Below are 23,677 nucleotides of genomic sequence, written 5' to 3'. Positions count from 1 at the left end.
ATGGCATCCGATATGGCATCATCCAGCACCGCCGGCAGCAAGGCACGCGACGAGGAGGTCGCGACGCTCTTGAAGGGGGCGGTCGATCTTCATTGCCACAGCGGCCCCGCCGCCATGCCGCGCGTGCTCGACCACCGCGAGGCGATGATGGAAGCGGCCGATGCCGGGTTCCGGGCGCTGCTCTACAAGGATCATTTCTACCTCGGCACACCGCATGCCAAGATTCTGGAAACCATCTATCCCGAGAAGGGCATCAAGCTGTTCTCCGGCATCGCCCTCAACAATGCCAGTGGCGGCATCAATCCTTACGCCGTCGATCATGCCGTGAAGATCGGCGCCAAGATCGTCTGGATGCCGACGCTCGCCGCCGCCAACCACATTCGCAAGGGGCTGACGGAGGCCAAGAGCTTCCCGAAGACCGCCCAGAAGATGCTCGATCCCACGCCCCTTAGCTCGCTCGACGCCAACGGCAAGGTGACGGACGACACCAGGAAGGTGCTCGACCTGATCGCCGAGGGCGATATCATCCTCGCCGGCGGCCATCTGGAAGCACCAGAGCTTTTCGTCCTGTTCGACGAGGCGAAGAAGCGCGGCGTCAAGAAGATGCTGGTCAACCACCCGACCTATATCGTCGGCTGCAGCGACGAGGACATCAAGGGTCTCGTCGCGATGGGCGTCTACATGGAGCATTCCATCTGCATGTTCATCCCCGGCTCCGGCAAACAGTACGAGCCGGAATACCTGCGGCACCTGATCGGGATCGCCGGCGTTGACAAGACCTGCCTCTGCTCCGATCTTGGCCTGATGGGCGCGCCGCGTCCGCTCGAAGGTTATCGCCAGATCGTCAATGCGCTGCTCGACATGCGGTTCTCGCACCAGGACATCCGCACGCTGATCGGCGACAATTCCGCCCGCCTGCTGAACCTTGCGGCCTGACCGACCATGAAGGTTCTGATCGTCTACGCACATCCCGAACCCTCGTCCTTTTGCGCCGCGCTGAAAGACGCGGCGGTGGAGGCTATCCGGGAAGGCGGGCACGACGCGATCGTGTCCGACCTTTATGCGGAAGGGTTCAACCCGGTCGCCGGGCGGCACGACTTTCTCGACGCCGCCGATACGAAGCGGTTCCATTACCAGAACGAACAGTTGCATGCGGCCAGGACGTCCGGCTTTGCGGACGAAATCGTCCGCGAGCAGGCCCGTGTCGCGGCAGCGGATGCGATCGTCTTTCTCTTCCCGCTCTGGTGGGGCGGCCCGCCGGCCATCCTCAAAGGCTGGATCGACCGCGTGCTGGCCTATGGTTTCGCCTATGTCGACGGTCGTCGTTTCGACAGTGGTTTGTTCCAGTCCAAGCGCAGCCTGCTTTGCGTGACGACCGGCGGCACGCCGGCCCGTTTCACCGCGGAAGGCGTCTATGGCGAGATCGACAAGGTTCTCTGGCCGATCCAACGCCTGACCCTCGATTACATGGGACTGGCGGCGGAAGAACCCTTTGTCTGCTACGCCGCACCGCGTGTCGAACCGGAGGTCCGCGCCAGCTACCTGCAAACCTTCAGCGACCGTCTCATCACCATGCTCGGCAAGGGCCCGACCGCCGGACCACAGGAAACGGCGCCGCTGCTCGCTGAACCCGGAGCCTGGACCCGGCAGGCCTGAAAACGCGGCCTGAACTCGAATTCACCACGGGATCTGGAGGAGATTTCGCATGCCCGCCCGCAAAGTCATCATTACCTGTGCCGTGACCGGCTCGATCCATACGCCGTCCATGTCGCCGCATCTGCCGATCACGGCAGAGCAGATCGCCGATGCCGCGGTCGGCGCGGCCGAAGCGGGCGCCGCGATCGTCCATCTCCATGCCCGCAACCCGCAGGACGGGCGGCCGGACCAGAGCCTCGAAGCCTTTTCGCCCTTCCTCAAGGTCATCAAGCAGAAATCGGACGTGGTGATCAACATCACCACCGGCGGCGCGCCCACCATGACCGTCGACGAACGCCTGCATCCCGTCGCTCACTTCAAGCCGGAAGTCGCTTCGCTGAACATGGGCACGATGAATTTCGGCCTCTACCCCATGCTGAACCGATTCAAGGAATTTAAGCACGACTGGGAAAAGCCCTATCTGGAAGGCTCGCGCGACCGCATCTTCAAGAACACGTTTGCGGATATCGAGAAGATCCTCACCACCTGCGCCAACAACAACACCCGTTTCGAGATCGAGTGCTACGATATCGGCCATCTCTACACGCTGTCCCATTTCGTCGATCGCGGGCTGGTGAAGCCGCCGTTCTTCATCCAGAGCGTCTTCGGCCTGCTCGGCGGCATCGGCAGCCATCCGGAAGACGTGATGATGATGAAGCGCACCGCCGACCGGCTGTTCGGCGATGCCTATAACTGGTCCGTTCTCGGCGCCGGCCGCAACCAGATGAGCATAGCGGCCATGTCCGTCGCCATGGGAGGCAATGTTCGCGTCGGACTTGAGGATTCGCTCTGGATCGGCCCCGGAAAGCTTGCCGAGAGCAATGCACAGCAGGTTTCCAAGGCCCGCGACCTGATCGAAGGCCTTGGATATGAGATCGCCACGCCGGATGAGGCCCGCGATATCCTGAAACTCAAGGGCGGCGACCGCGTCGACTTCTGACACGGATTGTCCGTTGGCAGGACGGCGACCTGGGTATCCCGATTTTCGGCACATATCACAATACTCGTTCGCTCAAGGGAACATCCTTTGGGGCAGACAGTTGGCTACGGGGTACAAGCAAACCATAGGAAACGCATATGCTGAAAATTCTGACGGTGAGTGCTCTTGCATTCGGTCTTGCAACATCTGCTTTCGCGCAGGGCGCTTCGGGCGGCTCCGGGTCCGGGTCCGGTGGAACCGGAGGTTCCGCCGGCACGACCAGCGGTTCGTCCGGCAACGGAACCGGAACGGCCGGCGCCCAGGGCGCAACCACGGGTGCCAATACGACCGGGTCCAGCGGCGGCAACGCCAACAACGCGGGTAGCACCAATTCTGGCTGTGTCACTACTCCCACGCAACAGGGTTCGGCCGGGTCTCCGGCCTCGAATTCCGGCTCGAATGCCGCCACGGCTCAGGCAAACCGCTGCTGATCCTGTACTCGCGCGATGGAAGCCCTGGCCTTGCGGCCAGGGCTTTACGTTTATTCGACTTCCGTCATCCTCCTGCTCGATCAGCGAAACGCGCGGAAGCGAAAGGGATACGTGACGAGAAAAGGCGTCGTCTTTTCCGCTTGCCGCGGGCCTCGAGATCAGGACGACACGCGTACCTGGCTGCGTCGAATATTCTTGCGATGGCGGCAACTTCTTCGTCTGAGACGGGTTAGACGAGCAGGAGGCTGCCATGCCGCTACTCGTCCGCTTTATGCTTCACCACCTGATTGCCGGGTTCGCCGTCGGCGCGCTGGCCGCGATCTCGCTGCTGAGGCATTCCGGGTTCCCGCAGTCCTGGATAGGCGTCTGGCTATATGTTTTTAGCCTAGGCGCACCGTTTGCTCTCGGCTCCCTTGCGACGGCGCTTGCGATGGACGCGGAAGAAGAAGACTAGCCGCTCGGATATACGCGATCCAAACGAGCCTGTGCAAAAACGAGACGCAATTAACTTTCCGTCAACAATTGCCGCGCATCTCTACCGGCTCGTTTGCTGGTGGAGTTTGTCATGCGTGTCCCAGGCTATGCAGTACTTCTCGTCATCCCCCTGATCGCGGTTCTTCTATTCGGCGCTTCATTGGCTTGGGAGCGACTCGATAAGATTGACCCGACCATCACAGGTTCCATCCGCTAAGCATACCGGCGGCGGCCCCGAGCCATTGAAGTCGCTTCAGCTGAAGACGCGCGGCATAGAGCTCTGACTGGCGGACGGCTCCGCGGCCGGGGCCGCAACAATGTGCTGCGTCGAACTCCTGCAGCAGCCGGTCGCTAACTGTCGATTGTATTGGTATCCTTCCATGCAATTCAGTGATGAAAGGAACCGAACCGGCCAGCCGATGTTGGGACCGGATACTCCTAAACGCGGCGCTGCCGACCGAAGCTCTCCGCCATCGCGGCGGGTGCCCTCTACCCTAAGGAGGTCCAGAATGCGTGATCAACACCATACGCAACATCAAGGAATGAATTGGCACCCCTATGCCATGTTCGCCGTCAACATGGTTCTCAGCCTGATTGTCATGTACTTCGTCATGTTCTCGATGATCGACGGCTGGAACGATTTCCGCAACAATTTCAACATGCTATACATGGCGCTGACAATGGTGGCCCCAATGGGCGTCATCATGCTGGCCACCATGGGACATATGTACGGTAACAAGAGGCTGAACGTCGGAATTTACCTCCTCCTCGTGATCCTGTTCGTCGCCGCCTTCGCAGGCACGCGCGTCCAAGCCTTTATAGGCGATCGCCAGTTCATCGCCTCCATGATCCCGCACCATTCCGGTGCGATCCTCATGTGCCGGAAGGCATCTCTCGACGATCCGGAACTGACCAAGCTCTGTTCCGAAATCTCACAAGGTCAGCGCCGGGAAATCGAACAGATGAATGCGATCAAAGCTCGCCTCGTCCGTCAGGAATAGCCAAGTCGAGCTCAGAGCTTGTAACCGCCGCTTGCCTCGACGATCTGGCCGGTGATCCAGCGACCTTCGTCGGATGCCAGGAACGCCACGACGGCGGCAATGCCCTATCGGGAGGTGCGGGTGTGGTGGGATGCTCTTCACACCACACCCGGCGATATTAGCGCTGCGAGCGATAGAACTTCCGCGAGGCCTCGTGGATCGGCCAGGGATGCACGGTGGCGCCGACGAAGACCTGGCGGTGCCGTTCGACATTCGGCTTGCCGGTCCCGCCATTCGGTTCGCCCCATATGACGTCTACCGCGGTTTCCGGCACCGAATGCTCTTCCGGCAGGATGGCGAGCGAGATCCAGGCCCGTTCGTTGGACGAGAAAACCGGACTGATCGAGATGCCGACATCCTTGCCGTCCACCTGGACGCGATCATAGGGATGCGTCGCGTAATAGGCGGACGGCATCTCCATGTATTTCGGCGGATCGCCATCCTCCATCATGCCACCGAACACTCTGAGCACATCGTCCCGGTCCCAGACCAGCGTCACCTTGCGGCGATGCGGGCCGTTCGCCATCTTCTCCAAGGCTTCACGGCCGATGAAGTCGTGATCGAACTTGACGACACGGCCGTAGTCGAGGTCCCAAGGCGTCAGGTAGTAATCCTCGATCCTTTCACTCGAAAGGCTGCCGCCGAGCGAGGACACACCTTCGAAACTGTTGGCTGCCAACCATTCTCGATAGGCCTTCATTTTTTCGCCGGAGAAGATCGCCGGCAGCGGTGAAGGCACCCAGCCGGATTCGGCAGCCGCCGAGGAATAGGCGCGCGCGCCCACCTGCTTCAACCCGAATTCGCGGCCGGCCTCGAGCAGCGCTGCCTTCACCTTGGCACCGTCCTCGAACGGTCCCCAGAGCTCCAGACCCTGCGCGCCGCCCATGCCGTGCGAAAGCGTGCGCGCCCTGCAGCCGGCAATGATAATCTCGCCCATGTTGAAGAACTTGGTGGTCAGCGGCCCGCCCTCGTTGACCTTTTCGAGGAGCTTCAATGCATCCGGTCCCTGCACCTCATACCGGTAGGTCTTGCGCGGCTTTTCCGGATTGTCGAGCTTGCGCTCATCACGCTCGATCGTGATTTTATAACCGCCGGTCTCCGCATGATACTGGATCCAGTTCGGCAGGACAGGCCGGCCGACGATATTGAACTCGTCGTCCTCCAGCCCGAAGATGATCGCGTCGCCGATCACATAGCCATCATGATTGCAGCAGACGATCTGCTTGGCCTTGTTGCGGCCAAAGTTGGCGAAGCTGTTGACCGCAAGATCCGAGACGAGTTTCAGCGCATCGGGGCCGCGGACATAAAGGTCTGTCATATGGAAGGACTGATCCATCAGGGCAACGCTCTGCCGCCATGCCTGCTGTTCCTCGATCCAGTTGGTGAATTCCGGCGGGACCGGGAACTGATATCGGCCGGTCTGCGCGTTCTGCAGCATCGTGGCGGGGTTGCCCGCCGCCTGGATTCTATCCTCTAAGGTTTTCATTCTGCTCCATCCATTCTGGTTTCGATTTCAGGAAATTGTTCGCCGCCGGTGCCGAGCCCGATCAGGGACGCCATCAGATCCGGAGCCGCCTTGAGCTCCGGGCTCGAACCGCTCCAGGAAATTCGCCCCCGATCGAGCACGATCACCGCGTCGGCCAGTTCGAGCGCGAGATCGACATGGTGCTCGACGACGATCGAGGCGATCGCCCCTTCGGTGCGGATACGGTTGATGGCATCGACCAGCAGATCGACGATGACCGGGGCAAGGCCTTCGAAAGGCTCGTCCAGCAAAAGCAGCGACGGATTGCCGGCAAGCGCCCGGCCCATCGCCAGCATCTGCTGTTCGCCGCCGGAAAGTTGGCCGCCGCCGTTGGTGCGACGTTCGTAGAGGCGCGGAAACAGGTCGTATATGCGCGACAGCGTCCATTCGCCCGGGCGGGCTGCGACTTTCAGGTTTTCCTCGACCGTCAGCGAGCGGAAGATTTCACGCTGCTGCGGCACCAGCGCCATGCCTGCAGCATTTCGATGGTGCGGCTGCATTGTACTGATATCGCGACCGCGGAAAGCGATGCGGCCGGCCGTCTGGACGGCCAACCCCATGATCGTCTCGATCAGCGTCGTCTTGCCGACGCCGTTGCGGCCAAGCAGCGCCAGCGTGCTCTTTTCCGGCAGCGAGAATGTCACGTCATGCAGCACGCGTGCGGTCGCGTAACCGGCGTGGATGGCTTCGACGGAAAGCAGCTTATCCATGGCGCCGCCCCAGATAGACATCACGGACCCGCTGGTCCCCGCGCACCGCATCCGGCGATCCTGTCATCAGGACCTGCCCGTCGACCAGGACGGTGATCGTTTCAGCGAAACGGAAAACGAGGTCCATGTCGTGCTCGATGATCAGCACCGATACGGTCGTTGGCAGGCCCTTCAATAGGCCGAGCAATATCTCGACATCCTTGGCGGCGAGCCCGGCCGCGGGCTCATCGAGGAGCAGCACATTCGGCTGAAGCGCCAGAGCCAGCGCCACTTCGACAATGCGCTGCTGGCCGTAGGAGAGGCTCGAGACCAATCGATCGGCGGTCTCCGCGAGGTTCAGGCGGACGAGATGTTCTTCGATCCGCGCCGAGAGCCGCGCATCTTTGCTGATATCGCCGAGAAGCCGCGCATCCGTCGCGTCATGTGCGATCATCGCCAATGCCACGTTCTCGGCGACCGTCATGGTCGAAAACAGCGAGTTGATCTGGAAGGTCCGGGCAAGCCCGCGCTTCACCCGCTCCGCCTGGGAAAGGTTGCCGATCTCCCGGCCGCCGAGCAGTATCTCCCCGGCATTCGGCTTCAGCACGCCGGTGATCAGATTGACGAGTGTCGACTTGCCGGCACCGTTCGGCCCGATCAGCGCGTGGCGTGCGCCGGCTGCGAGTGTGAGCGAGACATCGCGCGTCACCTCCAGGCCGCCGAAGGCCTTTTTCAGGTTTCGTATCTCCAGCGCGAAGCTCATGGCCTGCGCTCCTGTTTGCGGAACTGCCAGGTCAGCGCCGAAAAGCGGCCGACAATGCCGTCCGGCGCCAGCCAGACGACGAGCACGATCAGGCCGCCCAGGATGAAGAGCCAATTGAACGGGTCGATCGCCGCGGCCCGGTCCGACAGCACGACGAAGACGATCGAGCCGATCGCCGCACCATAAAGCCGGCCGATCCCGCCAAGGATCAGCACGATCAGCACATTGCCCGAAAGCGTGAAGGCAAGCGTATTGAGGCCGACAAGCTTGGTAACCTGGGCCGAAAGCGCGCCTGCGATGCCGGCGAGCGCGCCGGAAACTGCATAAAGGAGGACCAGACGATTGAGGACCGGCACGCCCAGCAACTGCATGCGTTGTGAGTTGGAGCGAATGCCGCGCGCGACAAGGCCAAAATTCGAGTTGGCGACGATCCGCGCCAGCAGGAAAACGACGATAAGGACGCAGACGCTGTAGACATAGGCCGTGCGGCCGAAAAGATCGAAGCGGAACAGGCCGAGGACCGGGTCGATCCTGTATCCGCTCAAGCCGTCATCGCCGCCGGTGATCGCACGAATGCTGTTGGCGAATTCGTGCACCATGGTCGCGCAGGCGAGCGTCAGCATCACCAGTGTCAGCCCTTTCGCCCGCAGCACCACGATACCGCTGAGCACGCCGAACAGGCCGGCAGCCAGGGCCGCCACCAGCAAGCCGGAAATCGGCTCCTGCCAGACATACAGGGCATAGAAGCCCGCCGCATAACCGCCGATGCCGTAAAACACCGCGTGGCCAAGGGTCTCGATGCCGCCATAACCGAGCGCCAGGTCGAGGGAGATGGCGAAGATCATCATGATCGCCACCTGGGTCGCAAGCGGCAGATAACCGGGCAGCAGGTAATAGACTGCTGCAAAAACGGCGAGCATCGCGACTTCGAACCAGCCGAGACGATGGGTTCGCAGCGCCGAGCGCATTTCCAGCAAGGCGGAGGGGTCGCGGAGTTCACGCATTCTGGAAAAGCCCCCTCGGCCGGATCAGCAGGAACGCGAAAACGGTGACGTAGATGACGAAGGCCCCCAGTTCCGGCAGGAAATATCGCCCGAATGTGTCGATCAGCCCGAGAGCGAGTGCCGCGACCAGCGATCCCTTCAGGCTGCCAAGTCCGCCGACGGTCACCACCATCAGCACCAGGACGAGATATTTGAGCGCATAGAAGGGTTCCAGCGGCAGCATCTGAGCGCCGAGCACCCCGCCCAGTGCGGCCAGCCCACAGCCCGCCGCAAAGGCAATCGACAGGAGCCGTCCGACATCAATGCCGCAAGCGCGCGCCATGCGCGGATTGTCTATCGCGGCGCGCAACCTTGTGCCGAACATGGTCCATTCGAAGGTCGTCCACAACAGCAGGGCAACGCCGGCGCTGACTGCAACGAGAAAGATGCGGTATTTCGAAACGGTCAGCCCGCCGGCCAGCCAGACGCCGCTCAGCGGCTCCGGCACCGGGATATTCTGCATCAGCGAACCGAAGATCAGGTTGATCGTCGCGACCATCAGATAGGTGAGGCCGAGCGTCATCAGGATCTGTCCGAACTCGTGCGTCCGGTAGACGACCCTGTAGATCGTCTGTTCGAGAAGGAAGCCGATCGCCATGGTAAGGAGAATGGCGATCGGCAGGGCGACGAGAAGCGGCAAGCCCATCCAGGAGGTCAGAGCGAGCGCCGCATAGCCGCCGATCATCGCGAAACCGCAATGCGCCAGATTGATGATCCGCATGATCCCGAGTGTCACCGTCAGGCCGGACGCGATCAGGAACAGGATCATTCCGTAGGACGCCCCATCTATGAACAAGGATAGCAAGGTCGATAGCGACGGCATCGATCTTCCCGTTCGTTCGAGTTCAACGATTGTTCGACTCGGATGAGAGCCGGTTCAAGCAACCAGCCCGACTTATTTAGCCGGGTTGAGTTCCTTCCACGGATCCTTCACGGCCTGCTGGGTGGCGAGCGTCTTGTTGACGAGCATGCCGTCCGCACGTTTTTCGACGACGCGGAGATAGACGTTCTGGATAATGTCGCGTGTCTTCGCATCGATGGTGATCGGCCCGCGCGGGCTCTGGATCGTCAGGCCCTTGATGCTTTCCATCGCCGCCTTGCCATCCTTCTGCCCTTTGGTCGCGTCGATCATGTGATAGACGAGCGCCAGACCGTCATAGGCCGCGACGGTCGCCAGATTGGGCAGTCCCTTGGCGCCGTATTTCTTGGTCAGCGCCTCGACGAAAGCCTTGTTTTCCGGATTGTCCTGATACGGGCTGTAGGTGAAGACCGAATGGATGCCGACCGCCGCATCGCCGAGTGCCGGGAGATCGGTTTCCTGTGCTTCGGCGCCGACATAGACGTCGATGCCGGCCTTCAGCAGCCCGCGATCCACATAGGCCTTGAGAAAGCCGACGGACATCGGCCCGACGGGCATGAAGACCAGCGCCACATCCGGCTTGGCCTCCTGGAGGCGCAGCAGGTATGTCGAAAAATCCGTCGTGCCGAGCGGCACCTTGATCTCCTGCAGGATCTTGCCGCCCTTCTTCTCGAAGCCGTAGCGGAAGGAGTCGAGCGCATCCTTGCCGGGCGCATAATCGGCCGAAACGATGACGGCGGTCTTCTTGCCCTGGTCGAAGGCGTATTCGCCGGCAGGGGCCGCGACCTGCCACTGGGTAAAGCCGGTCCGCGTCAGGAATTGCGAAGCGCGCGTCACCGATGACGTGCCTGAATTGAGGTTGATCGTCGGGACCTCCGCCTCCGTCGCGATGTCGGCTACAGCCAGAATGGTCGGCGTGAATTCGAGCCCTATGATGTACTGCACGCCATCGCGCACCACGAGCTCCTGCGCGAGCTGTTTGGCGCGCGCCGGCTCATTGCCGCCGACATCGCGATAGACCAGTTCCACGTCATGGCCGGAGGCCTTGCTCTTGTGTTGCTCCTGATAGAGGTCGAGCGCATTGCGGAACTGCACGCCCCAGGGAGCGTAAGGCCCGGAAAACGAGCCCAGGACGCCGACCTTGATCGTATCCGCCGTGGCGACCGTGGACACCGCCATGCCTGTCGCAAACAGCGCCATCCCAATAAGATGCTTCAATGCTCCTGAAATTTTCATGAGGTCTCCTCCCCCCAAAGCTCAAGACATGGATCATCGCTGCGGCTGCGCATGCAGCCACGGGTATATGCAGGTGAAAATAAGCAGTCCTCCGGCAAACGCCTCCTCGACGCCTGTGACCACCAGCCTACGTCATTTTTAATTTGGATACAATGACGAATATTTAGCGCGCAATTCCACCTTATTAACGCAAAAAATTCGCATTAACATTATCTTTGGATGCAAACTATGGAATGTTATGTATCATCTTTCTTGAGGAACGCGGCGATATCAGCCGCGTTTGCTTCCGGATCGACGATCGGCAGCAGCCGGGAAGGGCCGAGATTGAACGGCCCCGGGCTGAGACCGAGGCTGATCTTGACGCCTTCCCCGTGCTCCTGGAACAGGCGGCCAACGCGCGAGACATCCTTTGCGATCAGGGCCAGAACCATGTGATGGTGTTGCCAATGCGCCTGGTGCAGATGCTGGATGCGGTCGCCTTTGGCGATATCGTCGAACCGGATGGCCCCGGGGGAACCGAAGGGGACGCGATCCAGCAGCGAGATGATCTGCGGGACGATGCTGACGCCCGCGGCTTCCAGGATGAGGCCGTGAAACCGGGAATTCATGCGGGCATAGCGCGCTTCCCTTTCATGGAGTTCCGCGTTGGAACTGAAGATGTCATCCCCCTCCCGCAGGCATGCCTTCAGCTCGGCGATGAGTTTCTGCGAAGGCCCCGCGGACGCGATCTTCTTTGCGGCATAGGCCTCGATGATCGAACGCAACTCGATCGCTTCCTTGACCTCCGCCACCTTGTAGGTCCTGACGCGGTAGCCGCGCGGCCCGGTGCGTTCCAGAACGCCTTCCTCGACGAGAATGGCGAGCGCGGTGCGGATCGGCGTGCGCGAAACGCCGAGCGCTTCCGCAAGGCTTGATTCCGACAGCTTTTCCTCAGGACCGATCTTTCCATCGACCACCCAGGCGCGCAACGTGTCTATGACATGCCGCTGGCGGCTCTCCTGCTTCTCTTCGGCTGCCGGAGTTACTTCGGTGGTCATATGCACCATCCTATCGAGAGATGTGGCCTGCGCTTAGTCGAACCGTCCATGACTGCCTTCGACCTTCCACATATGAAGCCCCTGAGAAGGAAGGACAAGCGCAGGAACTGGATCGACGGCAGTTGATAGTCGGCGGGGGGAACCCTCCTGTTTATCCGTCAACCGTTGAGCCGCATACGACGTCACATCGCGTTTTCTGCCTAACCTTATGCGACCTGTACGAAGTGGCCATCGCCGGCTTCGGCGTAAGAACGCTTCGGCGGGACGTAATCGGCAGCGCGGAATGGGCTTTTGATCTCGTCGTTGGAAATCCGGCGCGTCTGGCGGCGGGAAGGATCGGCGATCGGCACCGCCGCCATCAGGCGCTTGGTATAATCGTGCTGCGGATTTTCAAAGACGGCCTGCCGCGAGCCGATTTCGACGATCTCGCCGAGATACATGACCGCGACCCGGTGGCTGATCCGCTCCACCACCGCCATGTCATGGCTGATGAAGAGATAACCCAGCCCGTATTTCTCCTGCAGGTCGAGCATCAGGTTGATGACCTGCGCCTTGACCGACACGTCCAGCGCCGACACGCTCTCATCGGCGATGATCAGCTTCGGTTCGAGAGCAAGAGCGCGGGCAATGCAGACGCGCTGCCGCTGGCCGCCGGAGAATTCATGCGGGAAGCGGTCCGCCATCGATGCCGAAAGGCCGACGCGTTCGAGCAGCTCAGCCACCCGTTCCCTCGCTTCAGCAGCATTGGCCAGTCCATGGGTGACGATCGGTTCGGCGATCGCATCGCCGATGCGGATGCGCGGATTGAGGCTTTCGAACGGATCCTGGAAGATCATCTGCGCTTCCCGTCGGATGTCCGCCAGCTGGGACTTGCCGGCTCCCAGGACGTTTTTGCCGTCGATCTCGATCGTGCCGGACTTCGCATCCGTCAGCCGGATGATCGAACGGCCGGTCGTGGACTTGCCGCAGCCGGATTCGCCGACGAGCGAAAGCGTCTCGCCCTGCCGCAACTGCAGCGAGACGCCTTCGACGGCGTGAATGCGGCCAACCGTCCTGCGCAGGAAGCCCTTCTTGATGTCGAACCGGGTCACCAGATCGTTGACCTTGAGGATCGGCGCGGCATCGCGCTTCACCGTATCCGCCGTCGGCTGAGGGGGCTGGATATCGCCGGTCGCCATGTCGACCTGCGGGAAGCGCAGCGGCCGGTCAAGCCCCGTCATGGAACCGAGCTGTGGCACAGCGGAGAGAAGCGCACGCGTATAAGGGTGCTTGGCCCCGGCGAAAATCTCCCGCGTCGTGCCGGTCTCGACGGCATCGCCGCGATACATGACCACGGTGCGGTCGGAGATTTCCGCAACCACGCCCATATCGTGGGTGATGAAAAGGACGGACATGCCCTCCTCTTCCTGCAGCGCCTTGATGAGTTCGAGGATCTGCGCCTGGATGGTGACGTCGAGAGCCGTCGTCGGCTCGTCGGCAATCAGGAGCTTCGGATCGCAGGCGAGCGCGATGGCGATGACGACGCGCTGCCGCATGCCACCGGAGAAGTTCATGGGATATTCGTTGAGGCGTGACTTCGCCGAGGGGATGCGGACCTTCTCCAAGAGCCGGACGGCTTCCGCCTCGGCCTGCGCATGCGACATGCCGCGATGATGGACAAGGACTTCGGTGATCTGCTGGCCGATTTTCAGCACCGGATTGAGGCTGGTCATCGGCTCCTGGAAGATCATGCCGATGCGGTTGCCACGGATCGACTGCATTTCATCGAGCGGCAGGTCGAGCAGGTTCCTGCCCTCGAAGTCGATGCGACCGGTGACGCGCGAATTGCCGGGCGACAGAAGCCGCATGATCGACATCGCCGTGACGCTCTTGCCGGAGCCGGATTCGCCGACCACGGCGACGGTCTCCTTCGCGCCGATGTCGAAGCTGACGTCGCGCACGACGTTGCGCCATTCGCCGCCGACGCGGAACGCGGTGTTGAGATTGGAGATCGAAAGGATCGGATGGGTCATGTCTCAGCCTTCCCGCCGGGGATTGAGAATGTCGCGCAGGCTGTCGCCGATCAGGTTGATGCCGACGATGAGCAGCAGAAGGACCAGGCCGGGGAAGAAGCTGATCCAGTAGTCGCCGGAGAGCAGGTATTCGAACCCGTTGGAGATCAAAAGGCCGAGCGACGGTTCGGTCACCGGCAGGCCGATGCCGAGGAAGGAAAGTGTCGCTTCCAGCATGATCGCATAGGCGACACGCATGGTCGCGACGACGATCAGCGGCGGCAGGCAGTTCGGCAGGATGTGCTTGAAGAGTATGCGCCGGTCGGGAAGCGCCATGGACCGGGCCGCGTCCACGTAGGCGCGCTTGCGCTCCACCAGCGCCGAACCGCGGATCGTGCGGGCATAATAGGCCCATTGGGTGACGATCAGCGCCAGGATGATCTTGTCGACCCCCTGCCCGAGGACAGCGAGGAAGATCAGCGCGATCAGGATCGCCGGAAAGCTGAGCTGGATGTCGACGACGCGCATCAGGAACGAATCCAGCCGGCCGCCGGCATAGGCGCTGACGAGACCGAGGGAGGCGCCGATCACCAATGCGATCGCCGCACTCGAAATGCCGACGAGGATGCTGGTGCGCAGCCCGTAGAGGATGGCGCTCAGGAGATCGCGCCCCTGGTCGTCGGTGCCGATCAGGTAGACCATACCGTTCATGCTCTGCGAACCGGGCGACAGGCGCCCGTCGAGGATATCGAGCTGCGACAGGTCGTACGGATTCTGCGGAGCGATCAAGGGTGCGAACACCGCAGCGAGAATGAAGATGACAACCAGAAGCATGCCGACAAGCGCCAGCCTGTCATGCAGGAGGGCGGAAAACATCTGGCGGAACGGCGAGCGGGAGGGCCGGAGCTGAGTAGCTGCACTGCCGACATGGACCGAACTTGGGGTATTCGTATCCTGGCTCATCACGAATTCCCTTCAAGACGAACGCGGGGGTCGACGATCGAATAAAGCACGTCGACAAGGAGATTGATGACGCTGAACATCACGACGGTGATCATCAGGTAGGCGAGGATGACCGGGCGATCGAGAACGGCGATGGCGTCGATGATGAGCTTGCCCATGCCCGGCCAGGCGAAGATCGTTTCGGTGACGACCGCGAACGCGATCAGTGAACCGAGTTCGAGCCCGATGACCGTGATCAGCGGAATAAGCGTATTCTTCAGCACATGCACGGTGACGATCCGCCGTTCCGGCAAGCCCTTGGCACGCGCAAAACGGACGAAATCGAGCTGCATCGTTTCGAGCACACCGGCGCGCGTGAGACGGATGATCAGGGAAATCTTGAACAGTGCCAGGTTCAGCGCCGGCAGAAGAAGATGCGACAGGCCGTCCAGCGTGAAGAGGCTGACGGGAACGCCGAAAACCGGTACCGTGGCGCCTCGCCCGGATGCCGGCAGCCATCCCAGCTGGACGCTGAACAGCATGACCATCACCAGGCCGATCCAGAAGGTCGGCAGGCTGAAACCGAGGATCGAGAAGGTCATCACCGACTTGGAAATCAGGCTCTTCGGCTTGAGGCCCGCATAGACGCCGAGCGGAATTCCGAAAACAAGACCGATGACCAGGGCCACGAAGGCAAGTTCGAGCGTCGCCGGCATGCGCTTGAGGATCAGCGTCAGCGCCGGCTGGTTGAAGACAAAGGAATTGCCGAGGTCGCCGGACAATGCGCGGGTGAGGAACAACCAATATTGCTCCCATACCGGCTTATCGAGTCCGAAGGATTGGATGACCTGCAGGCGTTCGGTCGGCGTCGCCGTAGGGCTGAGAAGCACATCGACAGGATTGCCGACGAGATAAAGGCCCACGAAGACCAGAACCGACATCACCAATAGCGTCAGAACCGTCTGGATCGACCGGCTTAAGAGATAACCGCTCATAGATTTCAGCCTCCCGGCGTTTGGCGACCGGGCGCAGTGCTTCCATAAAGCGAGATGCGCTCGATCAGCAGATTGATGAACCCGGCCTCGTCCACGTCGGTCACCACGGTGGCGTTCGGGGTGCGGTCCATCTTTTGGTAGAAGTCGGCATAGGTATAGCCCATCGTGAGCCCGGTGACCTGCGTACCGACGGTTGCCTTGCGGCTGGTGAAAAGTTCCGGCCTGATCAGCCACGCGATCGTCGTCGCGTCGTGGATCGGCCCGCCCGGCCGCCCGAAGCGCGCCATGTCACTGCGATCGAAGGTCGAGAAGAGATTGTAGAGCGCACCGCCTGCAGCACCGCCGCGAGTGCCGAAGCTCTTGAAGTGTTCCGCCGTGAACAGCGCCTGGAAGGTCATGTCGAGCGGCATCACCACGACCGGGACGCCGGAACGATAGACGATCTCCGCCGCGTGCGGGTCCGCGAGCACATTGAACTCGGCCCAGGGCGTGCGGTGGCCGAGCGCGGTGAAGGCGCCGCCCATCGACACGATCTGCCGGATGCCGCGCGCCACATCAGGGTGCTGGATGAGGGCAAGCGCAAGATTGGTCATCGGCCCGATGGCGCAGATGGTGATCGGTTCACCGGCCTCGGCCGCTTCGCGCGCAGACCTGACGATGAAGCGCACCGCGTTTTCTTCCGACGGCGCGATGTCGCCGCGGGCGACGAGGTCATCGCTGAACGCGCCGATCTTGGCGTATTTTCCGAACACCTGCTCCCGGACCAGCGGACCGGCCGCGCCGGCGTAGACGGGTACATCGGTGCGGCCGGAGACGCCGACGATCTTGCAGGCGTTCGCCATCGTATCTTGCAGGGGGACATTTCCCGCGACGACCGATAGTCCGAGCACGTCGATCTCGGGCGACGCGAGCGCCATGAGGATGGCCGCCGCGTCGTCCAGGCCGGGATCGGCATCAATGATGACCCGTTGGCGGCTCATGCGACCGCCTTTTCGGCGTAACGCGAAAGGCGATCGAGGAAAAAGGCGATGATGCCTTCGGCATCCACCTTGGTCACGATATCCGCATTCGGCTCAAGGCCGCTCTTGCCGTACCAGTCGGCAATGGTCTGGCCCATGCACAGCTCGCTCTCGTGCTCGACGAACACGCGGGCGCGCTCGGTCGTAAAGAGATGAGGCGCGAGAAGGTAGGCGATCACCAGCGGATCATGGAGAGGCCCGCCGCGTGAGCCGTAGCGGCGCACGTCGTTGCGATCCCAGAAGGCCATGAGTTCGGCAAGCGTCTGCGAAATGCGGCCGCTGACATTCGAAAACTGTGCGACATGCTCCGGCTTCAGCATGACCTGATGCGTCGCATCGAGCGCCAGGGCAACGATCGGGATACCGCTCGAAAACACGATATGCGCGGCATGCGGATCGGCCAGCACGTTGAATTCCGCGGTCATCGTCCGGTTGCCGGGCTCGCGATAGGCGCCGCCCATCATCACGATGCGATCGATACCCTCGGCGACCTGCGGGTTCATGCGCAACGCCACGGCAAGATTGGTCATCGGACCGAGGCAACAGATGGTGATGCGCTTCTGGAGCGTCGCGGCTGTAGCCAGGGTATCGATCAGGAAATCGACTGCTGACTTGGGTTCCACCGTCTTCACCGGTTCCGGCAGCACCGTGTTGCCAAGCCCGGTCTTGCCGTGGAACTGGCCGTAGATCGGCTCGCGCAGCATCGGCCGGAAGCAACCGGCATAAACGGGAATATCCGTCCTCCGGCCCAGTTCGCAGACCTGCAGGGCATTGCGCACCGTGCGTTCGAGCGGCTGGTTGCCGCAGACGGGCGTGATGCCGAGGATGTCGAGTTCCGGCGAAACGAAGGCGGTCAGAAGCGCGATCGTGTCGTCTATCCCCGGATCGCAATCCACGATGATCGGAATTGGAGTCATGTCGAATTTGCCCTTGATTATCGGTCGTATGCCGGCGCTCAGAGCGCTCCGACATCCCGCAGAACCGCGCCGATCTCAGCACGGGCCGCCTCGCCGAGCGGCATCTGCGGCGCCATCGGCGCGCCGACCGGAAAGCCCTGAAGCTCGAGCGCCGTCTTGATGCAGGCGGCGATCGAATATTTCGCGAAGATCTCGTTGACGCGCCAAAGCGGACGCTGCAGTTCCATCGCATTTGCCCAGTCGCCCGCCTTCGCCGCTTCGTAAAGGGCAATGCTCTGGCGCGGCACGATGCAGGCGGGACCGGCCATCCAGCCGACCCCGCCGATCATCATCACGCAGGCCGGAATATGCGCGGAGGCAGCGAACACCTCCATCCGGCCGCGGGTCCGCTCGATGATGGAAAGCAGGCGTCCGGTATTGGTCGAGGCATCCTTGATGTAGCGGATGTTCTCGACCCGGCTCAAGCGCTCGATCACCGGGAGAGAGAGATCGGAACGCTGGAACTGCGGATTGGTGTAGAGCACGACCGGCCGCCCCCTGGCCGCCTTGGCGATCGCCGTAAAATAGGCTTCTACGCCCTCGTCGCTGACCGGAAAATAAGCCTCGAGAATAGCCAATATGCCGTCGGCTCCGGCGTCGACCATATATTCCGTCTGAGCAACCGCATCGCTTGTCGACGTAGACGCCACGCCGGCGACAACGGGCACCCGGCCGCGATTGGCCCAGATTACCGTGTCGACGACGTGACGCCGCTGCTCTTGGGAGAGATAGGCAAATTCACCGGTGCTGCCGAGCGGCGTCAGGCCGTGGACCCCAGCGTCGATCAGGTGATCCACCAGATCCTTCAGCACACCTTCCATGACGGCACCCGACTGATCGATCGGGGAAACGAGATAGGGAAAAACACCGCTGAAGGACATGATCGACCACCGCTTTCCGGATCAGTTCGGCTTCACGTAGTAGGGAAGCGTGTAGGCATCCGACCGGCCTTCATAGGAAAGGCCGTTCTTGAGACCCCAGGTATTGGCGAGGTAAAAGACGGGGATGACGCCGAGATCCGTCATGGCGATCTCGGTCGCCTTCTTCAGGAGCGTCTCGCGCCTGGCATCGTCGAGCGTGCTGCGGGCTTCGCTCAAGGCCTTGTCGAACGCCGGGTTGGAGTAGCGACCACGATTGCCCTGCCCTGCCTTCTCGCCATAGGTCTCGAGGATCGGGCCAAGCACGCCGGAGGCTTCGCCGGTTTCGACTGCGGCGCCGCCCATGATGAAGCTGAATTCCAGATTGGAAGCACGGGTGAAGTAGACGCTGCCCGGCAGCGTCACGACTTCCGTCTTGATGCCGATGCGGCTGAAGAACTGGCCGATCGCCTGCGCGACCTTGGAGTCGTTCGGATAACGGTCGTTCGAGGCGTGGAAGGTCAGCGAGAAACCGTCCGGATAACCAGCCTTGGCCAGCAATTCCTTGGCCTTGTTCGGGTCGTAGGTATCGACCTTGATGGCCGGGTCATAACCGAAATAACCTTCCGGAACGACCTGTCCGGCCGGCACGCCCTGGCCGTCCATGATGCGGTCGACGAGCGCTTCACGGTTGATCGAGAGAGAAAGCGCGCGGCGCACTTCCGGCTTCAGCAGCGGGTTCTTGCCGTCCGGTCCCTTGGCGAAAGGCGATTCCTCGCGGCCCTGGTCCATGTGCAGATACATGATGCGGTTGCCCGCCACGTTGACGACCTTCAGCTTGTCGGAGGCCTGGAGCTTGCGAGTATCGGCAGTCGGAATGCTCTCGATCATGTCGACATCGCCGGAAAGCATGGCGGCGACACGGGCGCTGGCGTTCTTGAAGACGCGGAACGTCACCTTGTCCCAGGCCGCCTTTTCACCCCAGTAGCCGTCGTTGCGCGCGACGACAACGTTGTCGTCCGGCGTCCAGGAGACGAACTTGAACGGGCCGGTACCGATGACGCCCTTGCCCGAGTTCATGTCCTCGGTGGTCGTCTTTTCCATCTCGGCCGGCAGGATGGCGATGCGGCTGAGGTTGTTCAGCAGCAGCGGCGTCGGGCCGTCCGTCTTGATGCGGACCGTGAGCGGATCGACGGCGGTGACATCGGTGATGGCCTTCACATAGGCCGCGAACGAGCTTGGGCTGTTCTTCGATGCGAGCGGAACGCGCTTGATGCTGGCGACGACGTCTTCCGCCGTGAAGTCGCTACCGTCGTGGAACTTGACGTTCGGCCGCAGCTTGAACTCCCAGGTCGTATCGTCGATCGTCTTCCAGGACGCGGCCAGCGCCGGCTGGATCTGCTGCTTGGCGTCCTGATTGACGAGGCCGTCGAAGATGTTGCGCGCCATGGCGCTGTTCGGGCCAACGACATAGAATTGCGGATCCATCGACGTGGTCGAGGCGGCCAGACCGACGGTCAGGTCCTTCGCATGGGCTGCGAACGGTACGGCAAAGACTGACGCTGCCAATGCGGCTGCGATCGTAAGGAATTTCATGATGGAGCTCCTCCGGGGTTTCCGAAATCCGCGCTCTCCCTGCGGATTGGACATGGCATTAAAGCCTCCGCCCAGAAAAGAAAAATTGCATTTGGTGTTCCATTCATGTCCTAATGTTATGGGAGACCTCAGCGCATGCGATTGAAACCACGACAGGTCGAAGCCTTCAGAAGCGTAATGATGACGGGCGGCATCACCGCTGCAGCCGAGGCGATGAACGTCACGCAGCCGGCCGTCAGCCGCCTGATCCGCGACCTGGAGGAAATCGTCGAGATCAGGTTGTTCGAACGGGTCGGGACCCGATTGATGCCGACAGCCGAAGCGACGCAGCTCTTCCGGGAGGTCGAGCGGCTTTATCTCGGCCTCGACCAGATCGCCCAGGCGGCCGACGATATCCGCCGGCACAAGAACATTGTGCTGAGGATCGCCAGCGTCACCTCGCTGGTGCGACCCTACCTGCATCAGGCGATCATCGATGTCGTCGGCAACCGCCTCGACATCCCGCTGGTGATCGACGTCGAAAACAGCCGGCATATCTGGGACATGGTCGAGAAGAACCGTTACGATCTCGGCTTCGTCTTCGGCTCGCCGCGCATGGCCGACAAGAATGCGGTCCTGCTGCACGGTTCCCATGCGGTCGCCGCCATGGCGCCCGGCCACCGGTTGGCGTCCCGCAAAGTCATCACCCCCGCCGACCTTCTGGACGAGCGCGTCCTGATCCCGGGCCGCAATTCGCCGCTCAGGCTGGCGCTCGATCGCGCCTTTTCGAATGAAGACCATCAACCGATCAGCACGATGGAAACCTCGATGCTGAACTGCTGCTATTTCGCGGCATCGGGAATGGGCGTCGGCATCGTCGATCACACCAGCCTTCGCTCCGCCGGCGCCGACATCGTCGCCATTCCGTTCGAGCCGAGGATCGAAGTCTCCTACTTCGCCATTCGTCCGTCAGGCGGGCAGCGGATTGCGGTGCTGGACGACATCGTAAAGCGGATGGGTGAATTGATGGCGGAATAACGGCTGCCATCCGCTGGCGTTTCGAAGTCTGCAGACAAAGAGGAGCGGAATTTGATATCCCGCTCCCAAACTATCGATGCTATCCGAGAACGGCCGCTCTACAATCATTCGACTTCGACATTCGCGACGGTGATGCCGACTGGAAGGTCAGGAAACCTAGGATATTGGTGAATCGATCGCATAGGAAATCGCCTGCCGCACTTCCGGCTTGGAGAAGGGTTCGAACTTGGTGTTGAACTGCAGCATCATAACGGGCCGGTGGTACCGGCCAAGCTTCAGGCCGAGCTACCGTCGACCGAGGCGGCATCCTTCCACGGAACGTAGTCGATGATATCGACGTCGCCGGATTTCAGCGCGTTCACGCGGGTTTTTCGTCTCCGTAGAAGACATAGTGCACGTCATAGAGATGCGGCTCCTTTCCCTCATCCGTTAAGCTACAAACTCGGTGCCGGCAGTCGATGCGATAATTGCGGGCCCTGGAGAGGCCCCGCGGACGCTTTGTCATGCCTGCGTTAAATCGCGAATGGAACAACACTCGAAACCTCCGACCTACGCTAGAAAGGGTTCTGGATCCGAAACTGCGCTGTAGGGGCAGGCGCCAGCATCTCCTCGGTGCTTCGCCGCCTGAGTACCCTGCTCAAACGCCAATGAGAGGGCTTCCTGAATATCCAGGGGCGACTGACCGTATTCGTGGCCAATGTATGCAATGAAAATCTCTTTACAGTGGGCGCCCAACAATACGCACCCTCCGATCTTACGATCCAAAGATGCCATTGTCCCCATTGCACCTGTCTGCATATGAACGCGGGTTCGGCGGGTGGATTGAAAGGTTCGGCGGCGTCGGGCTCTTGTCAGGAGATGCGTGGATCGTCCCCTGCGCCCTCTTGTCGAGCGTGCGGATGATTGGGCTCGTGTAGGCCAAACATAGAAAGCCGCGGATTTGCGCCTGGTGGAGGATCATGCGCGACGCGGCCGGGCACGTCAGATCCTCACGGGAAATGAAACCGGTTATAAATGGATGCTGCCTTTTGACGATCTTCCGCAACTGGCTCAGCTGTTTGCGGTGAATGCCGCCGACCTTTTGACAACGCGCCATCGGCGGCGAGCTGTGCGTGAATGCACCGGCGACAACTGTGGATGGCTGTTTATCGATCATTCCAAGAGCGGACGACGAAGGTGGTGTTCGGACGCAACCTGCGGCAGCCTCGCTCGCGTCAAACGTTTCCGATCCCGAATGAAGGGCAATTAGGTCCTCGCCGCCGAGAAGCTCTGACGTGCCCCGTTAAATTAGGCCATTGGAACTGGAATTTTCCACTTATGATCCTCGATGGGAAGAGTAAGGTCTTTTCTGTATTTAACCGTTACTGCAATGATACGCCTCATATTATACAGTGGAAATCAATCGTTTCGCAAGAACGAGTCATACGGACTTCGTGTTGATGACGTTCCGAAACGTCAGTGAAACTCTGCTGGTCTCATCCTCGATCGGCACTATATTTCAATCTGCCCCTTGCTCGTCGATGAGTTTTCTTGAGGATAATTTTTCATGCAAAGTCTATTGGCGTTCCTCCGCGGTCGCGCGGGACTTGCCGTTTTCCTCGCTGCTTTCGCTGTGGCCCTTCCAGAGACGGGAGAAGCGGGGGAGCTACGGCACATTGCTGGAACGAGTGTGTCATTGGTGCCTATCGATGGCTTTTCCCCTTCGACAGGCATCGCCGGCTTCATCAGCGAAGACGGCGGCGCGATCACCGTGACCGAGCTACCCCTGCAAGCCTACGACCAGATATACAAAGCCGCCGGAAATCCTGGAAAGGAACTGGTGCCGCTTTTTGCTTCCCAGGGCATGAAGCTGCAGCAAATTGAAAAGCTGCCAGTTTCGAGAGATGCGATGATACCTTTCTTCACGCTGGAACAAGGTAGCTACGACAAGTGGATGGGCCTGTTCAAAGGAACGACCACGGTTTGGGTCATCGTCCAATCTCCAAAATCTGTCGATCGCGAGGCGGCTGTGAAGGCCATGATGGCCACAGTGACTTTGGGGCCTCCTGCCAGCCGGGAAGAACAGATCAATGCCCTGCCCTTTTCCGTAGAACCTGCGCCACCCTTTCGTCTGGCGCAGGCATATTCGGGCCTTTCCCTCGGGCTGACTGTAGGTGACAAGGACGTCGATCCGGAGGGCAAACAGCCCTGGATCGCGATCAGCTATGAACCGCAGCCGATGCCCAGCCGGGCGGCGTTGGACGCGTTTGCCGAAAAGCATCTCACCGATCCTGCGCGTTTCATCAACGCTCGGATCGAGTCTAAAAAGGCAGGCCATATCGCAGGCTTGGACGCGACGGTGTTTGCCGGCAGTTACGAGGCGGAGATCGGCAAGCCACCGCGGCCAAAGCGCTTCCTCATGTACTTGGCGATTTCAAAGAAGGGTCGGACCATTGCCATGTCGGTGACCGCCGACAAGGATGGTTTGAACGACCTTGTGCCGGCCGCAGAAGCCATCGCGCAGTCGATCTCCATTAAGCCTGGGAATTGATCC

24 protein-coding genes are annotated in these 23,677 nt (G+C 61.1%); 9 read left to right on the top strand and 15 right to left on the bottom strand.

Translation table 11 applies throughout. The annotated features are described in order from the left end of the window. The 6 genes from J2X76_RS13740 to J2X76_RS13715 all read left to right on the top strand — a co-directional run bounded on the left by J2X76_RS13740 (position 1) and on the right by J2X76_RS13715 (position 4,580). On the top strand, positions 1-936 hold the full coding sequence (locus J2X76_RS13740) for a DUF6282 family protein (RefSeq protein WP_310216979.1): 936 nt from the start codon (positions 1-3) through the stop codon (positions 934-936). A gap of 6 nt (positions 937-942) precedes the next feature. Beyond that, complete coding sequence (locus tag J2X76_RS13735) at positions 943-1,656, top strand: NAD(P)H-dependent oxidoreductase (protein WP_310216976.1); 714 nt, start codon at positions 943-945, stop codon at positions 1,654-1,656. A 49-nt stretch (positions 1,657-1,705) separates the two neighbouring features. Next, on the top strand, positions 1,706-2,635 hold the full coding sequence (locus tag J2X76_RS13730) for a 3-keto-5-aminohexanoate cleavage protein (RefSeq protein ID WP_310216974.1): 930 nt from the start codon (positions 1,706-1,708) through the stop codon (positions 2,633-2,635). 137 nt (positions 2,636-2,772) lie between these two features. Continuing rightward, entirely contained in the window at positions 2,773-3,105 is a 333-nt protein-coding gene (locus J2X76_RS13725; protein WP_310216972.1) for a hypothetical protein, read from the top strand. A 250-nt stretch (positions 3,106-3,355) separates the two neighbouring features. Further along, positions 3,356-3,559: a hypothetical protein gene (locus J2X76_RS13720; RefSeq protein ID WP_310216971.1), complete on the top strand. Its 204-nt coding sequence runs from the start codon at positions 3,356-3,358 to the stop codon at positions 3,557-3,559. 529 nt (positions 3,560-4,088) lie between these two features. Then, positions 4,089-4,580, top strand: coding sequence for a DUF305 domain-containing protein (locus J2X76_RS13715; RefSeq protein ID WP_310216970.1), 492 nt, complete (start codon positions 4,089-4,091; stop codon positions 4,578-4,580). A gap of 157 nt (positions 4,581-4,737) precedes the next feature. Here J2X76_RS13715 and J2X76_RS13710 read toward each other — a convergent pair whose 3' ends face one another. From J2X76_RS13710 to J2X76_RS13645, 14 genes are all read right to left on the bottom strand, one after another. After that, complete coding sequence (locus tag J2X76_RS13710) at positions 4,738-6,105, bottom strand: aminomethyl transferase family protein (RefSeq protein WP_310216967.1); 1,368 nt, start codon at positions 6,103-6,105, stop codon at positions 4,738-4,740. Continuing rightward, on the bottom strand, positions 6,102-6,854 hold the full coding sequence (locus J2X76_RS13705; protein ID WP_310216964.1) for an ABC transporter ATP-binding protein: 753 nt from the start codon (positions 6,852-6,854) through the stop codon (positions 6,102-6,104). The genes J2X76_RS13710 and J2X76_RS13705 overlap by 4 nt, the downstream gene beginning before the upstream one ends. After that, on the bottom strand, positions 6,847-7,596 hold the full coding sequence (locus J2X76_RS13700) for an ABC transporter ATP-binding protein (RefSeq protein ID WP_310216962.1): 750 nt from the start codon (positions 7,594-7,596) through the stop codon (positions 6,847-6,849). Before J2X76_RS13700 ends, J2X76_RS13705 begins: the two co-directional genes overlap by 8 nt. Then, on the bottom strand, positions 7,593-8,600 hold the full coding sequence (locus J2X76_RS13695) for a branched-chain amino acid ABC transporter permease (RefSeq protein ID WP_310216960.1): 1,008 nt from the start codon (positions 8,598-8,600) through the stop codon (positions 7,593-7,595). The genes J2X76_RS13700 and J2X76_RS13695 overlap by 4 nt, the downstream gene beginning before the upstream one ends. Further along, entirely contained in the window at positions 8,593-9,462 is an 870-nt protein-coding gene (locus tag J2X76_RS13690) for a branched-chain amino acid ABC transporter permease (protein ID WP_310216958.1), read from the bottom strand. Before J2X76_RS13690 ends, J2X76_RS13695 begins: the two co-directional genes overlap by 8 nt. 72 nt (positions 9,463-9,534) lie before the next feature. Then, the gene (locus J2X76_RS13685) at positions 9,535-10,734 is read right to left on the bottom strand and encodes an ABC transporter substrate-binding protein (RefSeq protein WP_310216957.1); all 1,200 of its coding nucleotides are present in this window, start codon (positions 10,732-10,734) and stop codon (positions 9,535-9,537) included. A gap of 236 nt (positions 10,735-10,970) precedes the next feature. Continuing rightward, positions 10,971-11,771 carry a GntR family transcriptional regulator gene (locus tag J2X76_RS13680; RefSeq protein WP_310216955.1) on the bottom strand — a complete coding sequence of 267 codons (801 nt, stop codon included), beginning with the start codon at positions 11,769-11,771 and terminating at the stop codon, positions 10,971-10,973. Positions 11,772-11,977: 206 nt separating this feature from the next. Further along, a complete protein-coding gene (locus J2X76_RS13675) occupies positions 11,978-13,783 on the bottom strand; it encodes an ABC transporter ATP-binding protein (protein ID WP_310216953.1) in 1,806 nt (601 codons plus the stop codon). A 3-nt stretch (positions 13,784-13,786) separates the two neighbouring features. Beyond that, positions 13,787-14,725, bottom strand: a complete 939-nt coding sequence (locus J2X76_RS13670) for an ABC transporter permease (protein ID WP_310216951.1) — start codon at positions 14,723-14,725, stop codon at positions 13,787-13,789. Next, complete coding sequence (locus tag J2X76_RS13665; protein ID WP_113131672.1) at positions 14,725-15,699, bottom strand: ABC transporter permease; 975 nt, start codon at positions 15,697-15,699, stop codon at positions 14,725-14,727. The genes J2X76_RS13670 and J2X76_RS13665 overlap by 1 nt, the downstream gene beginning before the upstream one ends. 5 nt (positions 15,700-15,704) lie before the next feature. After that, positions 15,705-16,679 carry a nucleoside hydrolase gene (locus J2X76_RS13660; protein ID WP_310216946.1) on the bottom strand — a complete coding sequence of 325 codons (975 nt, stop codon included), beginning with the start codon at positions 16,677-16,679 and terminating at the stop codon, positions 15,705-15,707. Next, positions 16,676-17,635, bottom strand: a complete 960-nt coding sequence (locus J2X76_RS13655; RefSeq protein ID WP_310216944.1) for a nucleoside hydrolase — start codon at positions 17,633-17,635, stop codon at positions 16,676-16,678. The genes J2X76_RS13660 and J2X76_RS13655 overlap by 4 nt, the downstream gene beginning before the upstream one ends. Positions 17,636-17,673: 38 nt before the next feature. Continuing rightward, complete coding sequence (locus J2X76_RS13650; RefSeq protein ID WP_310216941.1) at positions 17,674-18,555, bottom strand: dihydrodipicolinate synthase family protein; 882 nt, start codon at positions 18,553-18,555, stop codon at positions 17,674-17,676. Between the two features lie 21 nt (positions 18,556-18,576). Then, entirely contained in the window at positions 18,577-20,127 is a 1,551-nt protein-coding gene (locus J2X76_RS13645; protein WP_310216938.1) for an ABC transporter substrate-binding protein, read from the bottom strand. A 135-nt stretch (positions 20,128-20,262) separates the two neighbouring features. On the opposite strand from J2X76_RS13645, the gene J2X76_RS13640 reads away from it, so the two are divergent. After that, a complete protein-coding gene (locus J2X76_RS13640) occupies positions 20,263-21,144 on the top strand; it encodes a LysR family transcriptional regulator (RefSeq protein WP_113131667.1) in 882 nt (293 codons plus the stop codon). Positions 21,145-21,898: 754 nt separating this feature from the next. Here the strand turns inward: J2X76_RS13640 and J2X76_RS13635 are convergent. Beyond that, complete coding sequence (locus tag J2X76_RS13635) at positions 21,899-22,300, bottom strand: hypothetical protein (protein WP_310218078.1); 402 nt, start codon at positions 22,298-22,300, stop codon at positions 21,899-21,901. Here J2X76_RS13635 and J2X76_RS13630 point away from each other — a divergent pair. Beyond that, positions 22,253-22,393: a CGNR zinc finger domain-containing protein gene (locus J2X76_RS13630; RefSeq protein ID WP_310218026.1), complete on the top strand. Its 141-nt coding sequence runs from the start codon at positions 22,253-22,255 to the stop codon at positions 22,391-22,393. The genes J2X76_RS13635 and J2X76_RS13630 overlap by 48 nt on opposite strands. Positions 22,394-22,690: 297 nt before the next feature. Beyond that, complete coding sequence (locus J2X76_RS13625; protein WP_310216933.1) at positions 22,691-23,674, top strand: hypothetical protein; 984 nt, start codon at positions 22,691-22,693, stop codon at positions 23,672-23,674. The last annotated feature ends 3 nt before the right edge of the window (positions 23,675-23,677 follow it).

It is taken from the genome of Neorhizobium sp. 2083 (assembly GCF_031455615.1).
GTDB lineage: Bacteria > Pseudomonadota > Alphaproteobacteria > Rhizobiales > Rhizobiaceae > Neorhizobium.
Note: the sequence above shows the minus strand (reverse complement) of the source record. Positions and strands in the feature narration are given on the sequence as shown.